Annotated in this window: 11 protein-coding genes and 1 tRNA gene; 10 read left to right on the top strand and 2 right to left on the bottom strand. The window is 70.5% G+C overall.

From position 1 onward, the window contains the following. Positions 1-79 precede the first annotated feature (79 nt). On the top strand, positions 80-1,525 hold the full coding sequence (pyk, locus tag CMN_RS08580; protein WP_015490427.1) for a pyruvate kinase: 1,446 nt from the start codon (positions 80-82) through the stop codon (positions 1,523-1,525). Positions 1,526-1,618: 93 nt separating this feature from the next. Here pyk and CMN_RS08575 read toward each other — a convergent pair. Beyond that, positions 1,619-1,701, bottom strand: a tRNA-Leu gene (locus CMN_RS08575). An 84-nt stretch (positions 1,702-1,785) separates the two neighbouring features. On the opposite strand from CMN_RS08575, the gene CMN_RS08570 reads away from it, so the two are divergent. Then, on the top strand, positions 1,786-2,394 hold the full coding sequence (locus tag CMN_RS08570) for an ANTAR domain-containing response regulator (RefSeq protein WP_015490426.1): 609 nt from the start codon (positions 1,786-1,788) through the stop codon (positions 2,392-2,394). A gap of 41 nt (positions 2,395-2,435) precedes the next feature. Here the strand turns inward: CMN_RS08570 and CMN_RS08565 are convergent, their stop codons facing one another. Continuing rightward, complete coding sequence (locus CMN_RS08565; RefSeq protein WP_015490425.1) at positions 2,436-2,870, bottom strand: PaaI family thioesterase; 435 nt, start codon at positions 2,868-2,870, stop codon at positions 2,436-2,438. Between the two features lie 53 nt (positions 2,871-2,923). Here CMN_RS08565 and polA point away from each other — a divergent pair, with 53 nt between their 5' ends. The 8 genes from polA to uvrC all read left to right on the top strand — a co-directional run bounded on the left by polA (position 2,924) and on the right by uvrC (position 17,118). Then, positions 2,924-5,608: a DNA polymerase I gene (gene polA, locus CMN_RS08560; protein ID WP_015490424.1), complete on the top strand. Its 2,685-nt coding sequence runs from the start codon at positions 2,924-2,926 to the stop codon at positions 5,606-5,608. 45 nt (positions 5,609-5,653) lie between these two features. After that, complete coding sequence (locus CMN_RS08555) at positions 5,654-6,112, top strand: PTS mannitol transporter subunit IIA (protein WP_015490423.1); 459 nt, start codon at positions 5,654-5,656, stop codon at positions 6,110-6,112. Beyond that, positions 6,109-7,788, top strand: a complete 1,680-nt coding sequence (locus CMN_RS08550; protein WP_015490422.1) for a DUF885 domain-containing protein — start codon at positions 6,109-6,111, stop codon at positions 7,786-7,788. The genes CMN_RS08555 and CMN_RS08550 overlap by 4 nt, the downstream gene beginning before the upstream one ends. 168 nt (positions 7,789-7,956) lie before the next feature. Beyond that, complete coding sequence (gene rpsA, locus CMN_RS08545) at positions 7,957-9,411, top strand: 30S ribosomal protein S1 (RefSeq protein ID WP_015490421.1); 1,455 nt, start codon at positions 7,957-7,959, stop codon at positions 9,409-9,411. An 86-nt stretch (positions 9,412-9,497) separates the two neighbouring features. Then, positions 9,498-10,112: a dephospho-CoA kinase gene (coaE, locus tag CMN_RS08540; RefSeq protein ID WP_015490420.1), complete on the top strand. Its 615-nt coding sequence runs from the start codon at positions 9,498-9,500 to the stop codon at positions 10,110-10,112. A gap of 9 nt (positions 10,113-10,121) precedes the next feature. Continuing rightward, the gene (gene uvrB, locus CMN_RS08535) at positions 10,122-12,188 is read left to right on the top strand and encodes an excinuclease ABC subunit UvrB (RefSeq protein ID WP_015490419.1); all 2,067 of its coding nucleotides are present in this window, start codon (positions 10,122-10,124) and stop codon (positions 12,186-12,188) included. Positions 12,189-12,268: 80 nt separating this feature from the next. Next, positions 12,269-15,190 carry an excinuclease ABC subunit UvrA gene (uvrA, locus tag CMN_RS08530; protein WP_041465269.1) on the top strand — a complete coding sequence of 974 codons (2,922 nt, stop codon included), beginning with the start codon at positions 12,269-12,271 and terminating at the stop codon, positions 15,188-15,190. Then, positions 15,190-17,118, top strand: a complete 1,929-nt coding sequence (gene uvrC, locus CMN_RS08525) for an excinuclease ABC subunit UvrC (RefSeq protein WP_015490417.1) — start codon at positions 15,190-15,192, stop codon at positions 17,116-17,118. The genes uvrA and uvrC overlap by 1 nt, the downstream gene beginning before the upstream one ends. Positions 17,119-17,133: the final 15 nt, after the last annotated feature.

The following is a 17,133-nucleotide window of genomic DNA, read 5'->3' as shown; positions in this document are numbered from 1 at the left end:
GACGCCGCCCTCGGCGCGACCGCGACCACTCACCCGAACCGCGTCCGTGTGCGACGCAGAAACGCGAGACAGACAGAGCATGACCAGACGAGCGAAGATCGTCGCGACCCTCGGGCCCGCGACCAGCTCCTACGAGAGCATCCGCGCCATCATCGACGCCGGCGTGGACGTGGCCCGGATGAACCTCAGCCACGGCACCTACGACGTCCACGAGGGCATCTACTCCACCATCCGGAAGGCCGCCGACGACGCGGGCCGCGCGGTCGCGGTCCTGGTCGACCTGCAGGGCCCGAAGATCCGGCTCGGCAAGTTCTCCGACGGCCCGCACGACCTGGCGTTCGGCGACACCTTCGTCATCACGGTCGAGGACATCCTCGGCACCAAGGACATCTGCTCCACCACGTACAAGGGCCTCCCGGGCGACGTGAAGCCGGGCGACCCGCTGCTCATCGACGACGGCAAGGTCACCCTCCGCGTGGTCTCCACCGACGGTACCCGCGTCACGACCACGGTCGAGGTGGCCGGGGCGGTCAGCAACAACAAGGGCATCAACCTCCCGGGCGTGGCGGTCAACGTGCCCGCGCTGTCCGAGAAGGACGAGGCGGACCTCCGCTGGGGCCTGCGCCTCGGCGCCGACCTCATCGCGCTGAGCTTCGTTCGCGACGCCTCGGACATCGTCCGCGTGCACGAGATCATGGATGAGGAGGGCCGCCGCGTCCCCGTCGTCGCCAAGGTCGAGAAGCCGCAGGCCGTGGACGCGCTCGAGGAGATCGTCGACGCCTTCGACGCCATCATGGTCGCCCGCGGCGACCTGGGAGTCGAGCTCCCGCTCGAGGCCGTGCCGATCGTGCAGAAGCGCGCGGTCGAGCTGGCCCGCCGCAAGGCGAAGCCCGTCATCGTCGCGACGCAGATGCTGGAGTCCATGATCACGAGCCCCCGTCCCACCCGCGCGGAGGCCTCCGACTGCGCCAACGCGGTGCTCGACGGCGCCGACGCGCTAATGCTGAGCGGCGAGACGAGCGTGGGCGAGTTCCCCGTCGTCACCGTGAAGACCATGGCCCGCATCATCGAGTCGACCGAGGAGCACGGGCTGGAGCGCATCCCGAAGCTCGGCACGCGCCCCTTCACGCAGGGCGGCGCCATCACCCTCGCGGCCGCCGAGGTCGCCGAGTTCGTCGAGGCAAAGGCGCTCTGCGTCTTCACCGAGTCGGGCGACTCCGTGCGTCGCATGACGCGCCTGCGCAACGGCATCCCGATCCTCGCGTTCACGCCGAACGAGGGCATCCGCCGTCGCCTGGCCCTGTCGTGGGGCGTGCAGACGTACCTCGTCGAGCCCGTCACGCACACCGACCAGATGTTCCACCAGGTCGACGAGGTCCTCCTCGCGGAGGGCCTCGCGGAGGTCGGACAGAAGGTCGTCGTCATCGCCGGGTCCCCTCCCGGGATCGCGGGCTCCACGAACGAGCTGCGCGTCCACGTCGTCGGCGACGCCGTGAACGAGGCCGCTCCCGCGTACGAGAAGTAGCGCGGACGCGCGGGGCCCGGCTCCCGTGCCCGTGCGAGAGGGCGGGCGACCACGTGGTCGCCCGCCCTCTCGCATGTCCCTCGCGGGACGCGGTGCCGGATGTGGGACTCGAACCCACACGCCCTCACGGACAGAGCATTTTGAGTGCTCCGCGTCTGCCATTCCGCCAATCCGGCGCACCCCGGTCGACCCGGGATCCTGCGGTCATCCGCCGTCCCGGCGCGCACCGGCCCGCCCGACGATACCGTAGGCTCCTATCCGTGAGTGACCAGGAAACAGCCCCCGCAGCCCCCCGCCGTGTCGTCGTCGCCGAGGACGAGTCGCTCATCCGCCTCGACATCGTGGAGACCCTCCGCGACAACGGCTTCGAGGTCGTGGGCGAGGCGGGAGACGGCGAGACGGCCGTCGCGCTCGCCACCGAGCTCCGGCCCGACCTCGTCATCATGGACGTCAAGATGCCGCAGCTCGACGGCATCTCCGCGGCCGAGCGCCTCAACCGCAACCACATCGCCCCCGTCGTCCTCCTCACGGCCTTCAGCCAGAAGGAGCTCGTGGAGCGCGCGGGCGAGGCCGGCGCGCTGGCCTACGTGGTCAAGCCCTTCACGCCGAACGACCTGCTCCCCGCGATCGAGATCGCGTTGGCCCGCTACGCCCAGATCATCACGCTCGAGGCCGAGGTGTCCGACCTGGTCGAGCGCTTCGAGACCCGCAAGCTCGTCGACCGGGCCAAGGGCCTGCTCAACGAGAAGATGGGCCTCACCGAGCCCGAGGCGTTCCGCTGGATCCAGAAGGCGTCCATGGACCGCCGCCTCACCATGCACGACGTGGCGCAGGCCATCATCGAGCAGCTGAGCGCCAAGAAGGCCTAGCCGGCCCGACGCGTCGAGGCCCCGGCCGCGGGGCGACCCGCTCAGCGCGGTGTGCGCTCGCGGATGATGTTCGTGATGCGCACGGTCGAGAGCCGGCGTCCCTCGTCGTCCGTCATGACGATCTCGTGCGTCGTGAGCGTGCCGCCCAGGTGGATCGCCGTGCAGGTGCCGGTGATCGTTCCGGACGAGGCGGACCGCGTGTGGCTCGCGTTGAGCTCGATGCCGAACGCGACGCGGTCGGGGCCCGCGTGGACGTTCGCGGACATGGATCCGAGCGACTCCGCGAGCACCACGTACGCGCCGCCGTGCACCACGCCGTAGGGCTGCGTGTTGCCCTCCGCGGGCATGGTCGCGACGGACCTCCCGGGGCTCAGCTCGTGGAAGACGATGCCCATCTTCGCGGCGAGCGCGCCCACGTCCTGGGGCTGGCGGACGAGCCGCGCGCCGATGTCGTCCTCGGGTGCGGGCTGGGTCATGGGGGATCCTCCAGGGCCGGTCGGACGTCGGGAGCCCTCTATAGGCTGGACCCGTGCCGAACACGGAAAAGCCTACCCTCCTCGTCATCGACGGCCATTCCCTGGCGTTCCGGGCCTTCTACGCCCTGCCGGCGGAGAGCTTCCAGAACCGCGAGGGGCAGCACACGAACGCCGTGCACGGCTTCATCGCGATGCTCATCAACCTCCTGCAGAAGGAGAGGCCCACGCACGTGGGCGTCGCGTTCGACATCTCGCGCTTCTCGTTCCGCACGCGCGAGTACCCGGAGTACAAGGGCACGCGCGGCGAGACGCCCGTGGAGTTCACCGGCCAGGTGCCCCTGCTCGAGCGGGCGCTGAAGACCATGAACATCCCCACCCTCACCAAGGAGGACCACGAGGCGGACGACATCCTCGCGACCCTCGCCACGCAGGGTCGCGAGCAGGGCTTCCGCGTGCTCGTCGTCTCGGGCGACCGCGACGCCATCCAGCTCGTCAACGACGACGTCACGCTGCTCTATCCGTCCACGCAGGGCGTCTCCCAGCTCACGCGCTACGACGCGGAGAAGGTGTTCGAGAAGTACGGCGTGCAGCCCGAGATGTACCCGGACATCGCCGCGCTCGTGGGGGAGACGAGCGACAACCTCATCGGCGTCGACAAGGTCGGCCCGAAGACCGCGGTGAAGTGGCTGAACCAGTACGGGTCGCTCGACGCGGTCCTCGAGCACCGCGACGAGATCTCCGGCAAGGTCGGCGACAACCTCCGCGCGCAGTACGAGAACGTCATCCGCAACCGCCGCCTCAACCGGCTGCTCACCGACGTCGAGCTGCCGCTCGGCCCGGCCGACCTCGAGCGGAAGCCCATCGACGAACCCGCCCTCCGCGAGGTGTTCGCGGTGCTGGAGTTCAAGCAGCTGCTGGACCGTGTGCTGAAGCTCGAGGGATCCGGCGCCTCGGCGTCCAGCGCGGGCACGCCCGTCGGCGCGGTCGAGCAGGAGCCGTCCACCGCCCCGGCCGCCCCGCAGCCGCAGCAGCTGCTCGACGAGGAGCTCGCGAAGTGGATCGAGAGGCAGAGCGCCGCCTCGCCCCACGGCCTGGGCCTCACGGTCGAGACGCAGGACGGGAAGCCCGTCGGCTTCGGGCTCGCGAGCGCGACCGAGGCGGTGACCCTGCCGTGGCAGGAGGGGCGCGCCGACTACGCGCCCTTCGAGCGGTGGCTCGCGAGCGACGCCCCGAAGATCATGGCGGACGCCAAGGTCCAGGTGAAGGCGATGCGCCGCGCCGGCCTCGCCGTCTCCGGCCTCGCCTTCGACGTCCTCGTCGCGGGGTGGCTGCTGCGTCCGGGCTTCACCGACAAGACGCTCGGTGCTCTCGTCAGCCGGTACCTCCTGGAGGATCTGCCCCAGCCCGACGCCAACCAGCTCGTCCCCGAGACCGAGGCGCTGACGGCGCCCGTCGAGGCCTGGTACACGCTCCGGGTCGAGCACGCGCTGCGCGAGGTGCTCGACGAGCGCACGCTCGGCGTCATGGTCGACATCGAGATGCCCACGCTCCTCGTGCTGGTGGAGATGGAGCTCCGCGGCGTCGCGACAGACCGCGCCGGGCTCGCCGAGCTGTCGGCGCAGCTGCAGGAGCGCATCACCGACCTCGCCCAGCGCGCCTTCGCGGAGATCGGCAAGGAGATCAACCTCGGCTCGCCGAAGCAGCTGCAGGAGGTCCTCTTCGACCAGCTCGGCATGCCGAAGACGCGCGCCAACAAGACCGGCTTCTCCACGGACGCCGGCGCGCTGGCCGACCTGCAGGCGTCGAACCCGCACCCGTTCCTCGACCTGCTCCTCGAGCACCGCGACGCGAGCAAGCTGCGGCAGATCATCCAGACCCTCGAGCGCGGCATCGGCGACGACGAGCGGATCCACACCACCTACGTGCAGACCGGCACCACCACCGGCCGCATCTCCTCGAACGACCCGAACCTGCAGAACATCCCCGTGCGCACCGAGGAGGGCCGCCGCATCCGCAGCGCCATCCGCGTGGGCGAGGGCTACGAGACGCTGCTCACGGCCGACTACTCGCAGATCGAGATGCGCATCATGGCGCACCTCTCCGGCGACGCGGGCCTCATCGAGGCGTTCGCGGCGGGGGAGGACCTGCACCGCTTCGTCGGCTCCCGCATCTTCGCCGTGGAGCCCGCGGACGTCAGCGCCGAGATGCGCGCCAAGGTCAAGGCCATGAGCTACGGCCTGGCCTACGGCCTCAGCGCGTTCGGCCTGTCGAAGCAGCTGCGCATCCCGTCGTCCGAGGCGAAGCAGCTCATGACCGACTACTTCGCCCGCTTCGGCGCGGTGCGCGACTACCTCCGCCAGGTCGTGGAGGAGGCGCGTGCGGCCGGGTACACGGAGACGATCTTCGGCCGCCGGCGCCCGTTCCCCGACCTCAACAGCCCCAACCGCGTCCTCCGCGACAACGCCGAGCGGGCCGCGCTCAACGCGCCCATCCAGGGGTCCGCGGCCGACATCATGAAGATCGCGATGATCCGCATCGAGGCCAACATGCGCGAGCGCGACATGGCGTCGCGCATGCTCTTGCAGGTGCACGACGAGCTCATCCTCGAGGTGGCCGCGGGGGAGTGGGAGGCGCTCGAGGCCATCGTCACGGACCGCATGGCGCACGCCGCCGACCTCCGGGTGCCGCTCGAGGTGCAGGTGGGCCGCGGCGACTCGTGGGCCGCCGCCGCGCACTGACCCGCGGATCCGCCCGCCCATCCCCCAGCACGAGGAGCACAGCGCATGACGACAGCACGACTCTCCGACCTCCTCGCCGACGGCTCCGTCCGGCTCGACGCGCGCGCAGACGACCGCGAGTCCGCCATCCGCCAGGCGGGCGAGGCGCTGGTCGCGGCCGGCGCCGTCGAGGCCGGCTACGTGGAGGCCATGCTCGAGCGCGAGCGCTCCGTGTCCACCTTCGTGGGCGAGGGCGTCGCGGTGCCGCACGGCACCCTCGCGGCGGGACGCGACCTCGTGCGGGCCGACGCCATCAGCCTGCTGCGGCTGCCCGACGGCGTCGACTGGGACGGCCACGACGTCCGCATCGTCATCGGGATCGCGGCCACCGGGGGCGGCCACATCGCGCTGCTGTCGCGCCTCGCCGAGATCCTGCTCGACCCCGTGCGCGCCGAGCAGCTGCGCGGCGCGACGGATCCCGCGACCGTCCGGGCCCTCCTGGGAGCCGGTACGGTCGAGGGATGACGACGACGCCGAAGGCCCCCCGACCGCAGACGGACATCGACCGCATCGCCGAGGGGTGGATCGACGCCTCGCTCGACCTGCGCCCCGAGGAGCGCGTCTACCTCGGCCGCCCGGGCCGCGAGGGCGAGTACGGCGACACGTCGCCCGTGGGGCACGCGGCGCACGCCGAGGCGGCCCGTGCGGTCGTCCGGCAGCTCGCTGCGGCCACGCCCGTCGACGCGGTCGACGAGGTCACCCGCATGGACCTCACCCGGGAGCTGGAGCTGGACGTCGAGATGCACGACGCGGGCGTGCACCTCTCCGATCTCAACGTGATCGCCTCGCCCGCGCAGGCGATCCGCGAGGTCTTCGACATCTCGCCCACGGCCACCGTGGACGACTGGGAGCACGTCGCCACGCGGCTCGGCAACGTCGCCGGCGCGGTCGACGGCTACATCGAGACCCTGCGCGAGGGCGTCCGCCGCGCCCAGGTCCCCGCGAAGCGGCAGATCCGCGAGGTGCTCGGGCAGGTCGAGCGCCAGGCGGCGCCCGACGGCTTCTTCCGCTCCTTCGCCCAGGACGCGCGACCCGACGCCGGCGAGCTGCCCGCATCGCTGCGCCAGGCCGTGGGCGCGCGCGCCGAGGAGGCCCGCTCGGCCTACGCGCGGCTCGCCGCGTTCCTCGGCTCCGAGCTCGAGCCGGCCGGCCGCGAGGCCGACGCCGTGGGCCGCGAGCAGTACGCCCTCCGCTCCCGCTCGTTCCTCGGGGCCGAGGTCGACCTGGACGAGACGTACGAGTGGGGCGTGGGCGAGCTCGCCCGCATGGTGGAGGAGCAGGAGGCCATCGCCCGCGAGATCCTCCCCGGCGCGAGCGTGCTCGAGGCCATTGCGCACCTCGACGGCGACGCGTCCCGCAAGCTCCACGGCACCGATGCGCTGCGGGCCTGGATGCAGGAGACGAGCGACCGCGCGGTCGAGGAGCTCGGCCGCACGCACTTCGACATCCCCCAGGAGATCCGGGCGCTCGAGTGCATGATCGCCCCCACCCAGGAGGGCGGCATCTACTACTCCGGCCCCGCGGACGACTTCAGCCGCCCGGGCCGCATGTGGTGGTCGGTGCCCGAGGGCGTGACCGAGTTCGACACCTGGCGCGAGCTGACCACCGTCTATCACGAGGGCGTCCCGGGCCACCACCTGCAGATCGCGCAGGCCACCTACAACAAGGCCGAGCTCAACACCTGGCGGCGGTTCGCCGGCACGTCGGGCCACGCGGAGGGCTGGGCGCTGTACGCCGAGCGCCTCATGCAGGAGCTCGGCTACCTCGACGACCCGGCCGACCGGCTCGGCATGCTCGACGGCCAGCGCATGCGCGCCGCCCGCGTCGTGCTCGACATCGGCGTCCACCTCGGCAAGACGCGCCCCGACGGCGAGGCGCGGTGGGACGCCGACTACGCCTTCGACTTCATGGGCCGCAACGTCAACATGGATCCGTCGTTCGTCCGCTTCGAGGTCAACCGCTACCTCGGCTGGCCGGGCCAGGCCCCCTCCTACAAGGTGGGCCAGCGCATCTGGGAGGACCTCCGCGATGAGACCCGCCGCCGCGAGGGCGACGCGTTCGACATCCGCGCGTTCCACCGCCGCGCGCTCGACGTCGGCGGCGTGGGCCTCGACACCCTGCGGGCCGCGGTCCTCCGCTGAGACCGCGCCCGGCGGTCGTCCCGCGCGGCGCGGTTGTCCCGCCTCCCGGGCCGGGTCTAAGATTGAGTGTCGCACTTCTGCGACGACCCATCCGTCCGCCGCTCGACCGGTACCCGCGCGGGTCCGCGCCAGCGGCCTTATTCATGCCCATCCTGGAGCACTAACTACATGACAATCGCAACGACCGACAAGGCGCCCAAGCAGGTCGCGATCAACGACATCGGATCTGCAGAGGACTTCCTCGCCGCGGTCGAGAAGACACTGAAGTTCTTCAACGACGGAGACCTCATCGAGGGCACCGTCGTGAAGATCGATCGGGACGAGGTCCTGATCGACGTCGGCTACAAGACCGAGGGAGTCATCCCCTCGCGTGAGCTGTCCATCAAGCACGACGTCGACCCCACGGAGGTCGTCAAGGTCGGCGACACCGTCGAGGCCCTCGTCCTCCAGAAGGAGGACAAGGAAGGCCGTCTGATCCTGTCCAAGAAGCGCGCGCAGTACGAGCGTGCGTGGGGCGACGTGGAGAAGATCAAGGAGTCCGACGGCGTCGTCACCGGCACCGTCATCGAGGTCGTCAAGGGCGGCCTCATCGTGGACATCGGCCTCCGCGGCTTCCTCCCGGCCTCGCTCATCGAGCTGCGCCGCGTCCGCGACCTCACGCCGTACCTCGGCCAGGAGATCGAGGCCAAGATCCTCGAGCTCGACAAGAACCGCAACAACGTGGTCCTGTCGCGCCGTGCCCTGCTCGAGCAGACGCAGTCCGAGAGCCGCAGCACGTTCCTCAACAACCTCCAGAAGGGCCAGGTCCGCAAGGGCGTGGTCTCCTCGATCGTCAACTTCGGCGCGTTCGTGGACCTGGGCGGCGTCGACGGCCTCGTGCACGTCTCCGAGCTCAGCTGGAAGCACATCGAGCACGCCAGCGAGGTCGTCGAGGTGGGCCAGGAGGTGACCGTCGAGATCCTCGAGGTCGACCTGGACCGCGAGCGCGTCTCCCTGTCGCTCAAGGCGACGCAGGAGGACCCGTGGCAGGTCTTCGCCCGCACGCACGCCATCGGCCAGGTCACGCCCGGCAAGGTCACCAAGCTGGTGCCGTTCGGTGCGTTCGTCCGCGTGGCCGAGGGCATCGAGGGCCTCGTGCACATCTCGGAGCTCTCCGGCAAGCACGTCGAGCTCGCCGAGCAGGTCGTGTCCGTCGGCGACGAGGTGTTCGTCAAGGTCATCGACATCGACCTCGAGCGTCGCCGCATCTCGCTGAGCCTCAAGCAGGCCAACGACGGCGTCGACCCCGAGGGCACCGAGTTCGACCCCGCCCTCTACGGCATGCTCACCGAGTACGACGACCAGGGGAACTACAAGTACCCCGAGGGCTTCGACCCGGAGACCAACGAGTGGAAGGAAGGCTTCGAGTCGCAGCGCGAGACCTGGGAGCAGCAGTACGCCGCAGCCCAGGCCCGCTGGGAGGCCCACAAGAAGCAGGTCGCGGCGGCAGCCGAGGCCGAGGCGGCCGACACGGGCATCACGTCCGCCGGCCCCGGCTTCACGAGCGACTCGACGGGCGCCGGCACGCTGGCGGACGACGAGAGCCTCGCCGCCCTGCGCGAGAAGCTGTCCAGCTCGAAGTAGTCCCACCGCACCACGACGAGGCCGCTCTCCCTTCGGGGAGGGCGGCCTCCGTCGTCCCCGGTCCCGACCGCGCCTAGGCTGGATCCATGCAGGTGATCGGACTGACGGGCGGCATCGCCGCGGGCAAGACGGTGGTGGCCGACCGGCTGGCGGAGCTCGGCGCGGTGCGCATCGACGCCGACCGGCTCGCCCGCGAGGTGGTGGAGCCCGGCACGCCGGCCCTCGTCGAGATCGCCCGGCGCTTCGGTCCCGGCGTGATCGCCCCGGACGGCTCCCTCGACCGGCCCGCGCTCGGCGCCGTCGTCTTCCAGGACCCGGACGCGCGCCGCGACCTCGAGGCCATCACGCATCCCGCCGTGCGGGCGCTGTCCGCCGCGCGCATGGCCGCGGCGGGGGAGGCGGACCCGGCTGCCGTCGTCGTCTACGACATCCCGCTCCTGGTGGAGTCCGGCCGCGTCGACGAGTTCGACCGGATCGTCGTGGTCCACGCGCCGCGCGAGGAGCGGATCCGCCGCCTCGTCGAGCTGCGCGGGATGTCGCCCGAGGAGGCCGGGCGCCGGATCGCGTCCCAGGCGACCGACGAGGACCGCCTCGCCGTGGCCGACGACGTCATCGACTCCGGCGTCTCGCTCGCGTCGACGCTCGCGCAGACGGATCGGCTCTGGGCGAACCTGCCCGGTGGTGTCGGTGGCCGCTCGTAGGCTGATGGCATGCAGCCCACCCGTTCCGTGCGCCCGTTCAAGGTCGTCAGCGAGTACTCCCCGAGCGGCGACCAGCCCACGGCCATCGCCGAGCTGGCCGGACGCGTCAACGCAGGTGAGCCCGACGTCGTGCTCCTCGGCGCCACGGGAACCGGCAAGTCGGCCACCGCCGCCTGGCTCATAGAGAAGGTCCAGCGCCCGACGCTGATCCTCGCGCACAACAAGACCCTGGCCGCGCAGCTCGCCACCGAGTTCCGCGAGCTCATGCCCGACAACGCGGTCGAGTACTTCGTCTCCTACTACGACTACTACCAGCCCGAGGCGTACGTCCCGCAGACGGACACCTTCATCGAGAAGGACTCGTCCGTCAACGCCGAGGTCGAGCGCCTGCGCCACTCCACGACCAACTCGCTGCTCAGCCGTCGCGACGTCGTCGTGGTGAGCACGGTGTCCTGCATCTACGGCCTCGGCCAGCCCGAGCAGTACATGAACGCGATGGTCGCGCTGCAGGTCGGCATGCAGATCAACCGCGACACGCTCATCCGCAAGTTCGTCTCCATGCAGTACCAGCGCAACGACGTCGACTTCTCGCGCGGCAACTTCCGCGTGCGCGGCGACACCATCGAGATCATCCCGATGTACGAGGAGCTGGCCATCCGCATCGAGATGTTCGGCGACGAGATCGAGGCGCTGTACCAGCTGCACCCGCTCACGGGCGACGTGGTCCGCAAGATGGACTCCGTGTCCGTGTTCCCGGGTTCCCACTACGTCGCCGAGACCGAGGTCATGCGGCGGGCCATCGGCACCATCCAGCAGGAGCTCGAGGAGCGGCTCGCCGTCCTCGAGCGCGAGGGCAAGCTGCTCGAGGCGCAGCGCCTGCGCATGCGCACCAACTTCGACATCGAGATGATGCAGCAGATCGGCTTCTGCTCCGGCATCGAGAACTACTCGCGCCACATCGACGGGCGCGACGCGGGGGAGGCCCCGCACTGCCTGCTCGACTACTTCCCGGACGACTTCCTCGTCATCATCGACGAGTCGCACGTCACGGTGCCGCAGATCGGGGCCATGTTCGAGGGCGACTCCTCGCGCAAGCGCACGCTCGTGGAGCACGGCTTCCGGCTGCCGAGCGCGCTCGACAACCGGCCGCTGAAGTGGAACGAGTTCACCGAGCGCGTCGGCCAGACCGTCTACATGTCGGCCACGCCCGGCAAGTACGAGCTCGGCATGGGCGACGGCGTGGTGGAGCAGATCATCCGCCCCACCGGCCTCGTCGACCCGGCCATCGTGGTCAAGCCCACCAAGGGTCAGATCGACGACCTGCTCGAGCAGATCCGCATCCGCGTGGAGAAGGACGAGCGCATCCTCGTCACCACGCTCACGAAGAAGATGGCCGAGGAGCTCACCGACTACTTCGCCGAGGCGGGCGTGCGCGTGCGCTACCTCCACTCGGACGTCGACACGCTGCGTCGCGTCGAGCTGCTGAGCGAGCTGCGGGCCGGCGTGTACGACGTGCTCGTCGGCATCAACCTCCTCCGGGAGGGCCTCGACCTGCCGGAGGTGTCGCTCGTCGCGATCCTCGACGCCGACAAGGAGGGCTTCCTCCGCTCGTCCACGTCGCTCATCCAGACCATCGGTCGCGCGGCGCGCAACGTCTCCGGCGAGGTGCACATGTACGCCGACGTGCTCACCGACAGCATGAAGCGCGCCATCGAGGAGACCGACCGGCGTCGCGAGAAGCAGGTCGCCTACAACACCGAGCACGGGATCGACCCGACGCCGCTGCGCAAGCGCATCGCGGACATCACCGAGATCCTCGCCCGCGAAGGCGAGGACACGAAGAAGATGCTGGAGGGGCGCGGCGGCGGCAAGCGCTCGCCCACGCCGAACCTGCGGCGCGAGGGCAAGGCAGCGGCCGGGGCGAACGAGCTGGAGACGATCATCTCCGACCTCAACGACCAGATGCTGCAGGCCGCGGGCGAGCTCAAGTTCGAGCTCGCGGCGCGCCTCCGCGACGAGCTGGGCGACCTCAAGCGCGAGCTCCGGCAGATGGAGAAGGCCGGCCACCTGTCCTGACCGGCCGGCGCGGGGGAGCGGCGATGGCCGGCGACCCCCGCGCCGTCGGAGGTGTCGGTGGCGACGCATACGATGGACGGGTGTCAATCTCCCCCGTCGAGTCCTCGTCCCTCCTGAGCGTCCGCGGCGCTCGCGTCCACAACCTCCGCGACGTCGACCTCGACATCCCGCGCGACTCGCTCGTCGTCTTCACGGGCCTGTCGGGGTCCGGCAAGTCGTCCCTCGCGTTCGACACGATCTTCGCCGAGGGCCAGCGCCGCTACGTCGAGTCGCTGTCCGCGTACGCGCGCCAGTTCCTCGGCCAAGTCGACCGGCCGGACGTCGACTTCATCGAGGGCCTGAGCCCCGCGGTCTCCATCGACCAGAAGTCGACGAACCGCAACCCGCGCTCCACGGTGGGCACCATCACCGAGATCTTCGACTACATGCGCCTGCTGTGGGCGCGCATCGGCGTCGCGCACTGCCCCGTGTGCGGCGAGCGCATCTCCCGCCAGACCGTGCAGCAGATCGCCGACCAGCTCATGGAGCTGGAGACCGGCACGCGTTACCAGGTCGTCAGCCCCATCGTGTCCCAGAAGAAAGGCGAGTTCGTCGACCTGTTCGCGGAGCTCGCCTCCGGCGGCTACTCGCGCGCCATCGTCGACGGCGAGCTCATCCAGCTCAGCTCGCCGCCGAAGCTCAAGAAGCAGTACAAGCACGACATCTCGGTCGTCGTCGACCGCCTGGTCGCGAGCGACGACATCCTCGGCCGCCTGACGGACTCGCTCGAGACCGCGCTCCGGCTCACCGACGGCATCGTCATGATCGACTTCGTCGACGTCGAGGGCCCCGGGGGCCTCCAGACGTACTCGGAGAAGCTGTCGTGCCCGAACAACCACCCCATCCAGCTCACCGAGATCGAGCCGCGCACCTTTTCGTTCAACGCGCCCTTCGGCGCCTGCCCCGAGTGCTCGGGCCTCGGCACGCGCATGTCGGTGGACCAGGAGCTCCTCATCGGCGACGAGTCGCTGAGCATCGCCGACGGCGTCATCCTGCCGTGGACCACGCAGGGCAAGGGCCTCTTCCAGTACTACGAGAAGCTGCTCGCGGGCCTCGCGCGCGACCTCAAGTTCTCCCTCACCACGCCCTGGCGGAAGCTGTCCGAGGAGGTCCGCGAGGCGGTCCTCCGCGGCAACGACTTCGAGGTCCAGGTCAAGTGGAAGAACCGCTACGGCCGCGAGATGACCTACTCGTCGGGCTTCGAGGGCGTCATGCCGTACATCGAGCGGCAGTTCGCCCAGGCGGAGACCGACAACCAGCGGGCGCGCTGGGGCGAGTACCTGCGGGAGATCCCATGCCCCGTGTGCGACGGCAAGCGCTTGAAGCCCGAGGTGCTCGCGGTGCTCGTGCACGGGGCGAACATCGCGGACGTCGCCGAGATGAGCCTCTCGGACGCGCAGGAGTTCATGGCGCAGCTGGAGCTCACCGACCGCGAGGCGCACATCGCCGCGCAGGTGCTCCGGGAGATCCGCGTGCGCCTCGAGTTCCTCATCGAGGTGGGGCTCAACTACCTCAACCTGGCGCGGGCGGCGGCGTCGCTCTCGGGCGGCGAGGCGCAGCGGATCCGCCTGGCCACGCAGATCGGCTCGGGGCTCACGGGCGTGCTCTACGTGCTGGACGAGCCGTCCATCGGCCTGCACCAGCGCGACAACCGGCGCCTCATCGAGACGCTCGTGAAGCTGCGCGACCTCGGCAACACGCTCATCGTCGTCGAGCACGACGAGGACACCATCCGCACGGCCGACTGGATCGTCGACATCGGTCCCGGCGCCGGCGTCAACGGCGGCAAGGTCGTGCACTCGGGCTCGTACGAGGGGCTCATCGAGAACCGCGAGTCGCTCACGGGCGACTACCTCGCGGGACGCCGTGCCATCGCCACGCCCACGAAGCGCCGCAAGGTCGACCGGAAGCGCCAGATCCAGGTCGTGGGCGCGCGCGCCAACAACCTGCAGAACGTCACGGCGGCCTTCCCGCTCGGCACCCTCACGGCCGTCACGGGCGTCAGCGGATCCGGCAAGTCGTCGCTCGTGAACGACATCCTCTACCGGGTGCTCGCCAACGAGCTCAACGGCGCCCGCAAGGTGCCGGGCAAGCACGCGCGCGTCACCGGGCTCGAGAACCTCGACAAGGTCGTCCACGTCGACCAGAACCCCATCGGCCGAACGCCCCGGTCAAACCCGGCCACGTACACGGGCGTGTTCGACCGGATCCGCACCCTCTTCGCCGAGACCACCGAGGCCAAGGCGCGCGGGTACCTCCCCGGCCGCTTCAGCTTCAACGTCAAGGGCGGGCGCTGCGAGGCGTGCTCGGGCGACGGCACCATCAAGATCGAGATGAACTTCCTGCCCGACGTGTACGTGGCCTGCGAGGTCTGCGGGGGAGCGCGGTACAACCGCGACACCCTGAGCGTCCACTACAAGGGCAAGAGCATCGCCGAGGTGCTCGACATGTCCATCAGCGAGGCGGCGGAGTTTTTCGAGCCGATCCAGGCCATCCACCGCTTCATGAAGACGCTGGTGGACGTGGGCCTCGGCTACGTGCGCCTCGGCCAGAGCGCCACCACGCTCTCCGGCGGCGAGGCGCAGCGCGTCAAGCTGTCCACGGAGCTGCAGCGCCGGTCGAACGGCCGGAGCGTCTACGTGCTCGACGAGCCGACCACCGGCCTCCACTTCGAGGACGTGCGGAAGCTCCTCCTCGTGCTCAACGGGCTGGTCGACAAGGGCAACACCGTCATCGTCATCGAGCACAACCTCGACGTCATCAAGTCCGCCGACTGGCTCATCGACATGGGGCCGGAGGGCGGCGCGGGCGGCGGCACGGTGCTCGCCACCGGCACGCCCGAGCACCTGGCCACCGTGCCCGAGAGCTACACGGGCAGGTTCCTCCGCGAGGTGTTCGAGGCCGAGGCCGAGACCGCCGCGCTCGAGTCCTCGCGTGCGCGCCCGGAGCGCGCCGCCGTCTGATGGCCCGCACCGACACCGTCGGGTACCGTCCGGCGGCGGGGGAGATCCCCACGTCGCCGGGCGTGTACCGCTTCCGCGACGCCGCGGACCGCGTCCTCTACGTCGGCAAGGCGAACAACCTGCGCGCCCGGCTCGCCAACTACTTCGCGCCCCTACAGAGCCTGCACGAGCGCACGCGGCGCATGGTCACATCCGCGGCCGGCGTCGAGTGGACGGTGGTGGGCAGCGAGTTCGAGGCGCTCCAGCTCGAGTTCACGTGGATCAAGGAGTTCGACCCGCCCTTCAACGTCAAGTTCCGGGACGACAAGTCGTACCCGTACCTCGCCGTCACCCTGGGGGAGGAGCACCCCCGGGTCATGGTCACCCGGAACCGGAAGATCCGCGGCGCCAAGTACTTCGGCCCGTACACGAAGGTCTGGGCCATCCGCGAGACGGTCGACCACCTCCTCAAGGTCTTCCCCATGCGGTCCTGCTCGGAGAGCACGTTCAAGCGCGCCCGGCAGACCAACCGGCCGTGCCTCCTCGGCGACATCGGCCGGTGCGCCGCCCCGTGCGTCGGTCGCGTCTCGCAGGAGGAGCACCGCGAGATCGCGGACGACTTCGTGAGCTTCATGGCCGGCAACGACTCGAAGTACGTGGGCCAGCTCACGCAGCGGATGAAGGACGCGGCGGCGGAGATGGACTACGAGGCGGCCGCCCGCCACCGGGACGACATCGGCGCGCTCGAGGCCGCCCTCTCCAAGACCGCCGTCGTGTTCGACGACCGGGTGGACGCGGACGTCTTCGGCATCGCCGCCGACGAGCTGGCCGCGGCCGTGCAGCAGTTCATGGTCCGCGGCGGCCGCATCCGGGGCACCCGCACGTGGGTCGTCGACAAGGAGCTCGACATCGGCATCGGCGAGCTCGTCGAGACCGTGCTGCACAACGCCTACGAGGACGAGGCGCACCCGCCGCGCGAGGTCCTCGTCCCCGAGCTGCCCGCCGACGCCGCCGAGCTCGAGCTGTGGCTCAGCCAGCGGCGCGCTGCGGGGGAGGACGACGGCACCGTGCGCCGGGGTCGCCCGAGCTCCTGGCAGGTCGACCTCCGCGTCGCCCAGCGCGGCGACAAGGCCGCGCTCGCGAACACCGCCGCCACGAACGCGCAGAACGCGCTCATGCTCTACAAGACGCGCCGCAGCTCCGACTTCACCACCCGGTCGAAGGCCCTCGCCGACATCCAGGAGGCGCTCGGCATGCCCGACGCGCCGCTGCGGATGGAGTGCTACGACGTCTCGCACCTGAGCGGCACCAACATCGTCGCGTCCATGGTGGTCTTCGAGGACGGCCTGCCGCGCAAGGACCAGTACCGCCGCTTCAACATCGCCGACTCCACGGACGACACCGAGTCCATCCACCAGGTCATCACGCGCCGGCTCGCCTACCTGGGCAAGGAGGCGGAGGTGCCGGCCGACGCGGCGCCGCCGGAGCTCGGCGAGGCGCCTGCCGTGAACAAGTTCTCGTACAGCCCGAACCTGCTCATCGTCGACGGCGGCCAGCCGCAGGTCGCGGCGGCCCAGCGCGCCCTCGAGGAGTCGGGCGTCACCGGGATCCAGCTGGCCGGCATCGCCAAGCGCCTCGAGGAGATCTGGCTGCCGGACTCCGACTACCCGATCATCCTGCCGCGCAACAGCGACGCCCTCTTCCTCATCCAGCGCATCCGCGACGAGGCCCACCGCTTCGCCATCACGCACCAGCGGGCCCGCCGGAAGCGCGACATCACGTCGGTGCTCAACGAGATCCCGGGGCTCGGGCCGTCGCGCGTGCAGCGGCTCCTCCAGCAGTTCGGATCCGTGGCCAAGCTCAAGCAGGCCGAGGTCGAGGAGATCGCGGCCGTCCGCACCATCGGGCCGACGCTGGCGCAGGCCGTCTACGAGCGCCTCCGCTCGTGACCTGCGCCCGGTCGC

The organism is Clavibacter nebraskensis NCPPB 2581 (assembly GCF_000355695.1).
Lineage (GTDB): Bacteria > Actinomycetota > Actinomycetes > Actinomycetales > Microbacteriaceae > Clavibacter > Clavibacter nebraskensis.
The sequence above is the reverse complement of the archived record's forward strand: the minus strand, read 5'-3'. Positions and strand labels throughout refer to the sequence as shown.

Coding starts and splice junctions, on each gene's coding strand:
- coaE (WP_015490420.1), top strand. CDS start 9,498: ATGCAGGTGATCGGACTGACGGGCGGCATCGCCGCGGGCAAGACGGTG.
- uvrC (WP_015490417.1), top strand. CDS start 15,190: ATGGCCCGCACCGACACCGTCGGGTACCGTCCGGCGGCGGGGGAGATC.
- pyk (WP_015490427.1), top strand. CDS start 80: ATGACCAGACGAGCGAAGATCGTCGCGACCCTCGGGCCCGCGACCAGC.
- rpsA (WP_015490421.1), top strand. CDS start 7,957: ATGACAATCGCAACGACCGACAAGGCGCCCAAGCAGGTCGCGATCAAC.
- CMN_RS08555 (WP_015490423.1), top strand. CDS start 5,654: ATGACGACAGCACGACTCTCCGACCTCCTCGCCGACGGCTCCGTCCGG.
- CMN_RS08565 (WP_015490425.1), bottom strand. CDS start 2,870: ATGACCCAGCCCGCACCCGAGGACGACATCGGCGCGCGGCTCGTCCGC.
- CMN_RS08550 (WP_015490422.1), top strand. CDS start 6,109: ATGACGACGACGCCGAAGGCCCCCCGACCGCAGACGGACATCGACCGC.
- uvrB (WP_015490419.1), top strand. CDS start 10,122: ATGCAGCCCACCCGTTCCGTGCGCCCGTTCAAGGTCGTCAGCGAGTAC.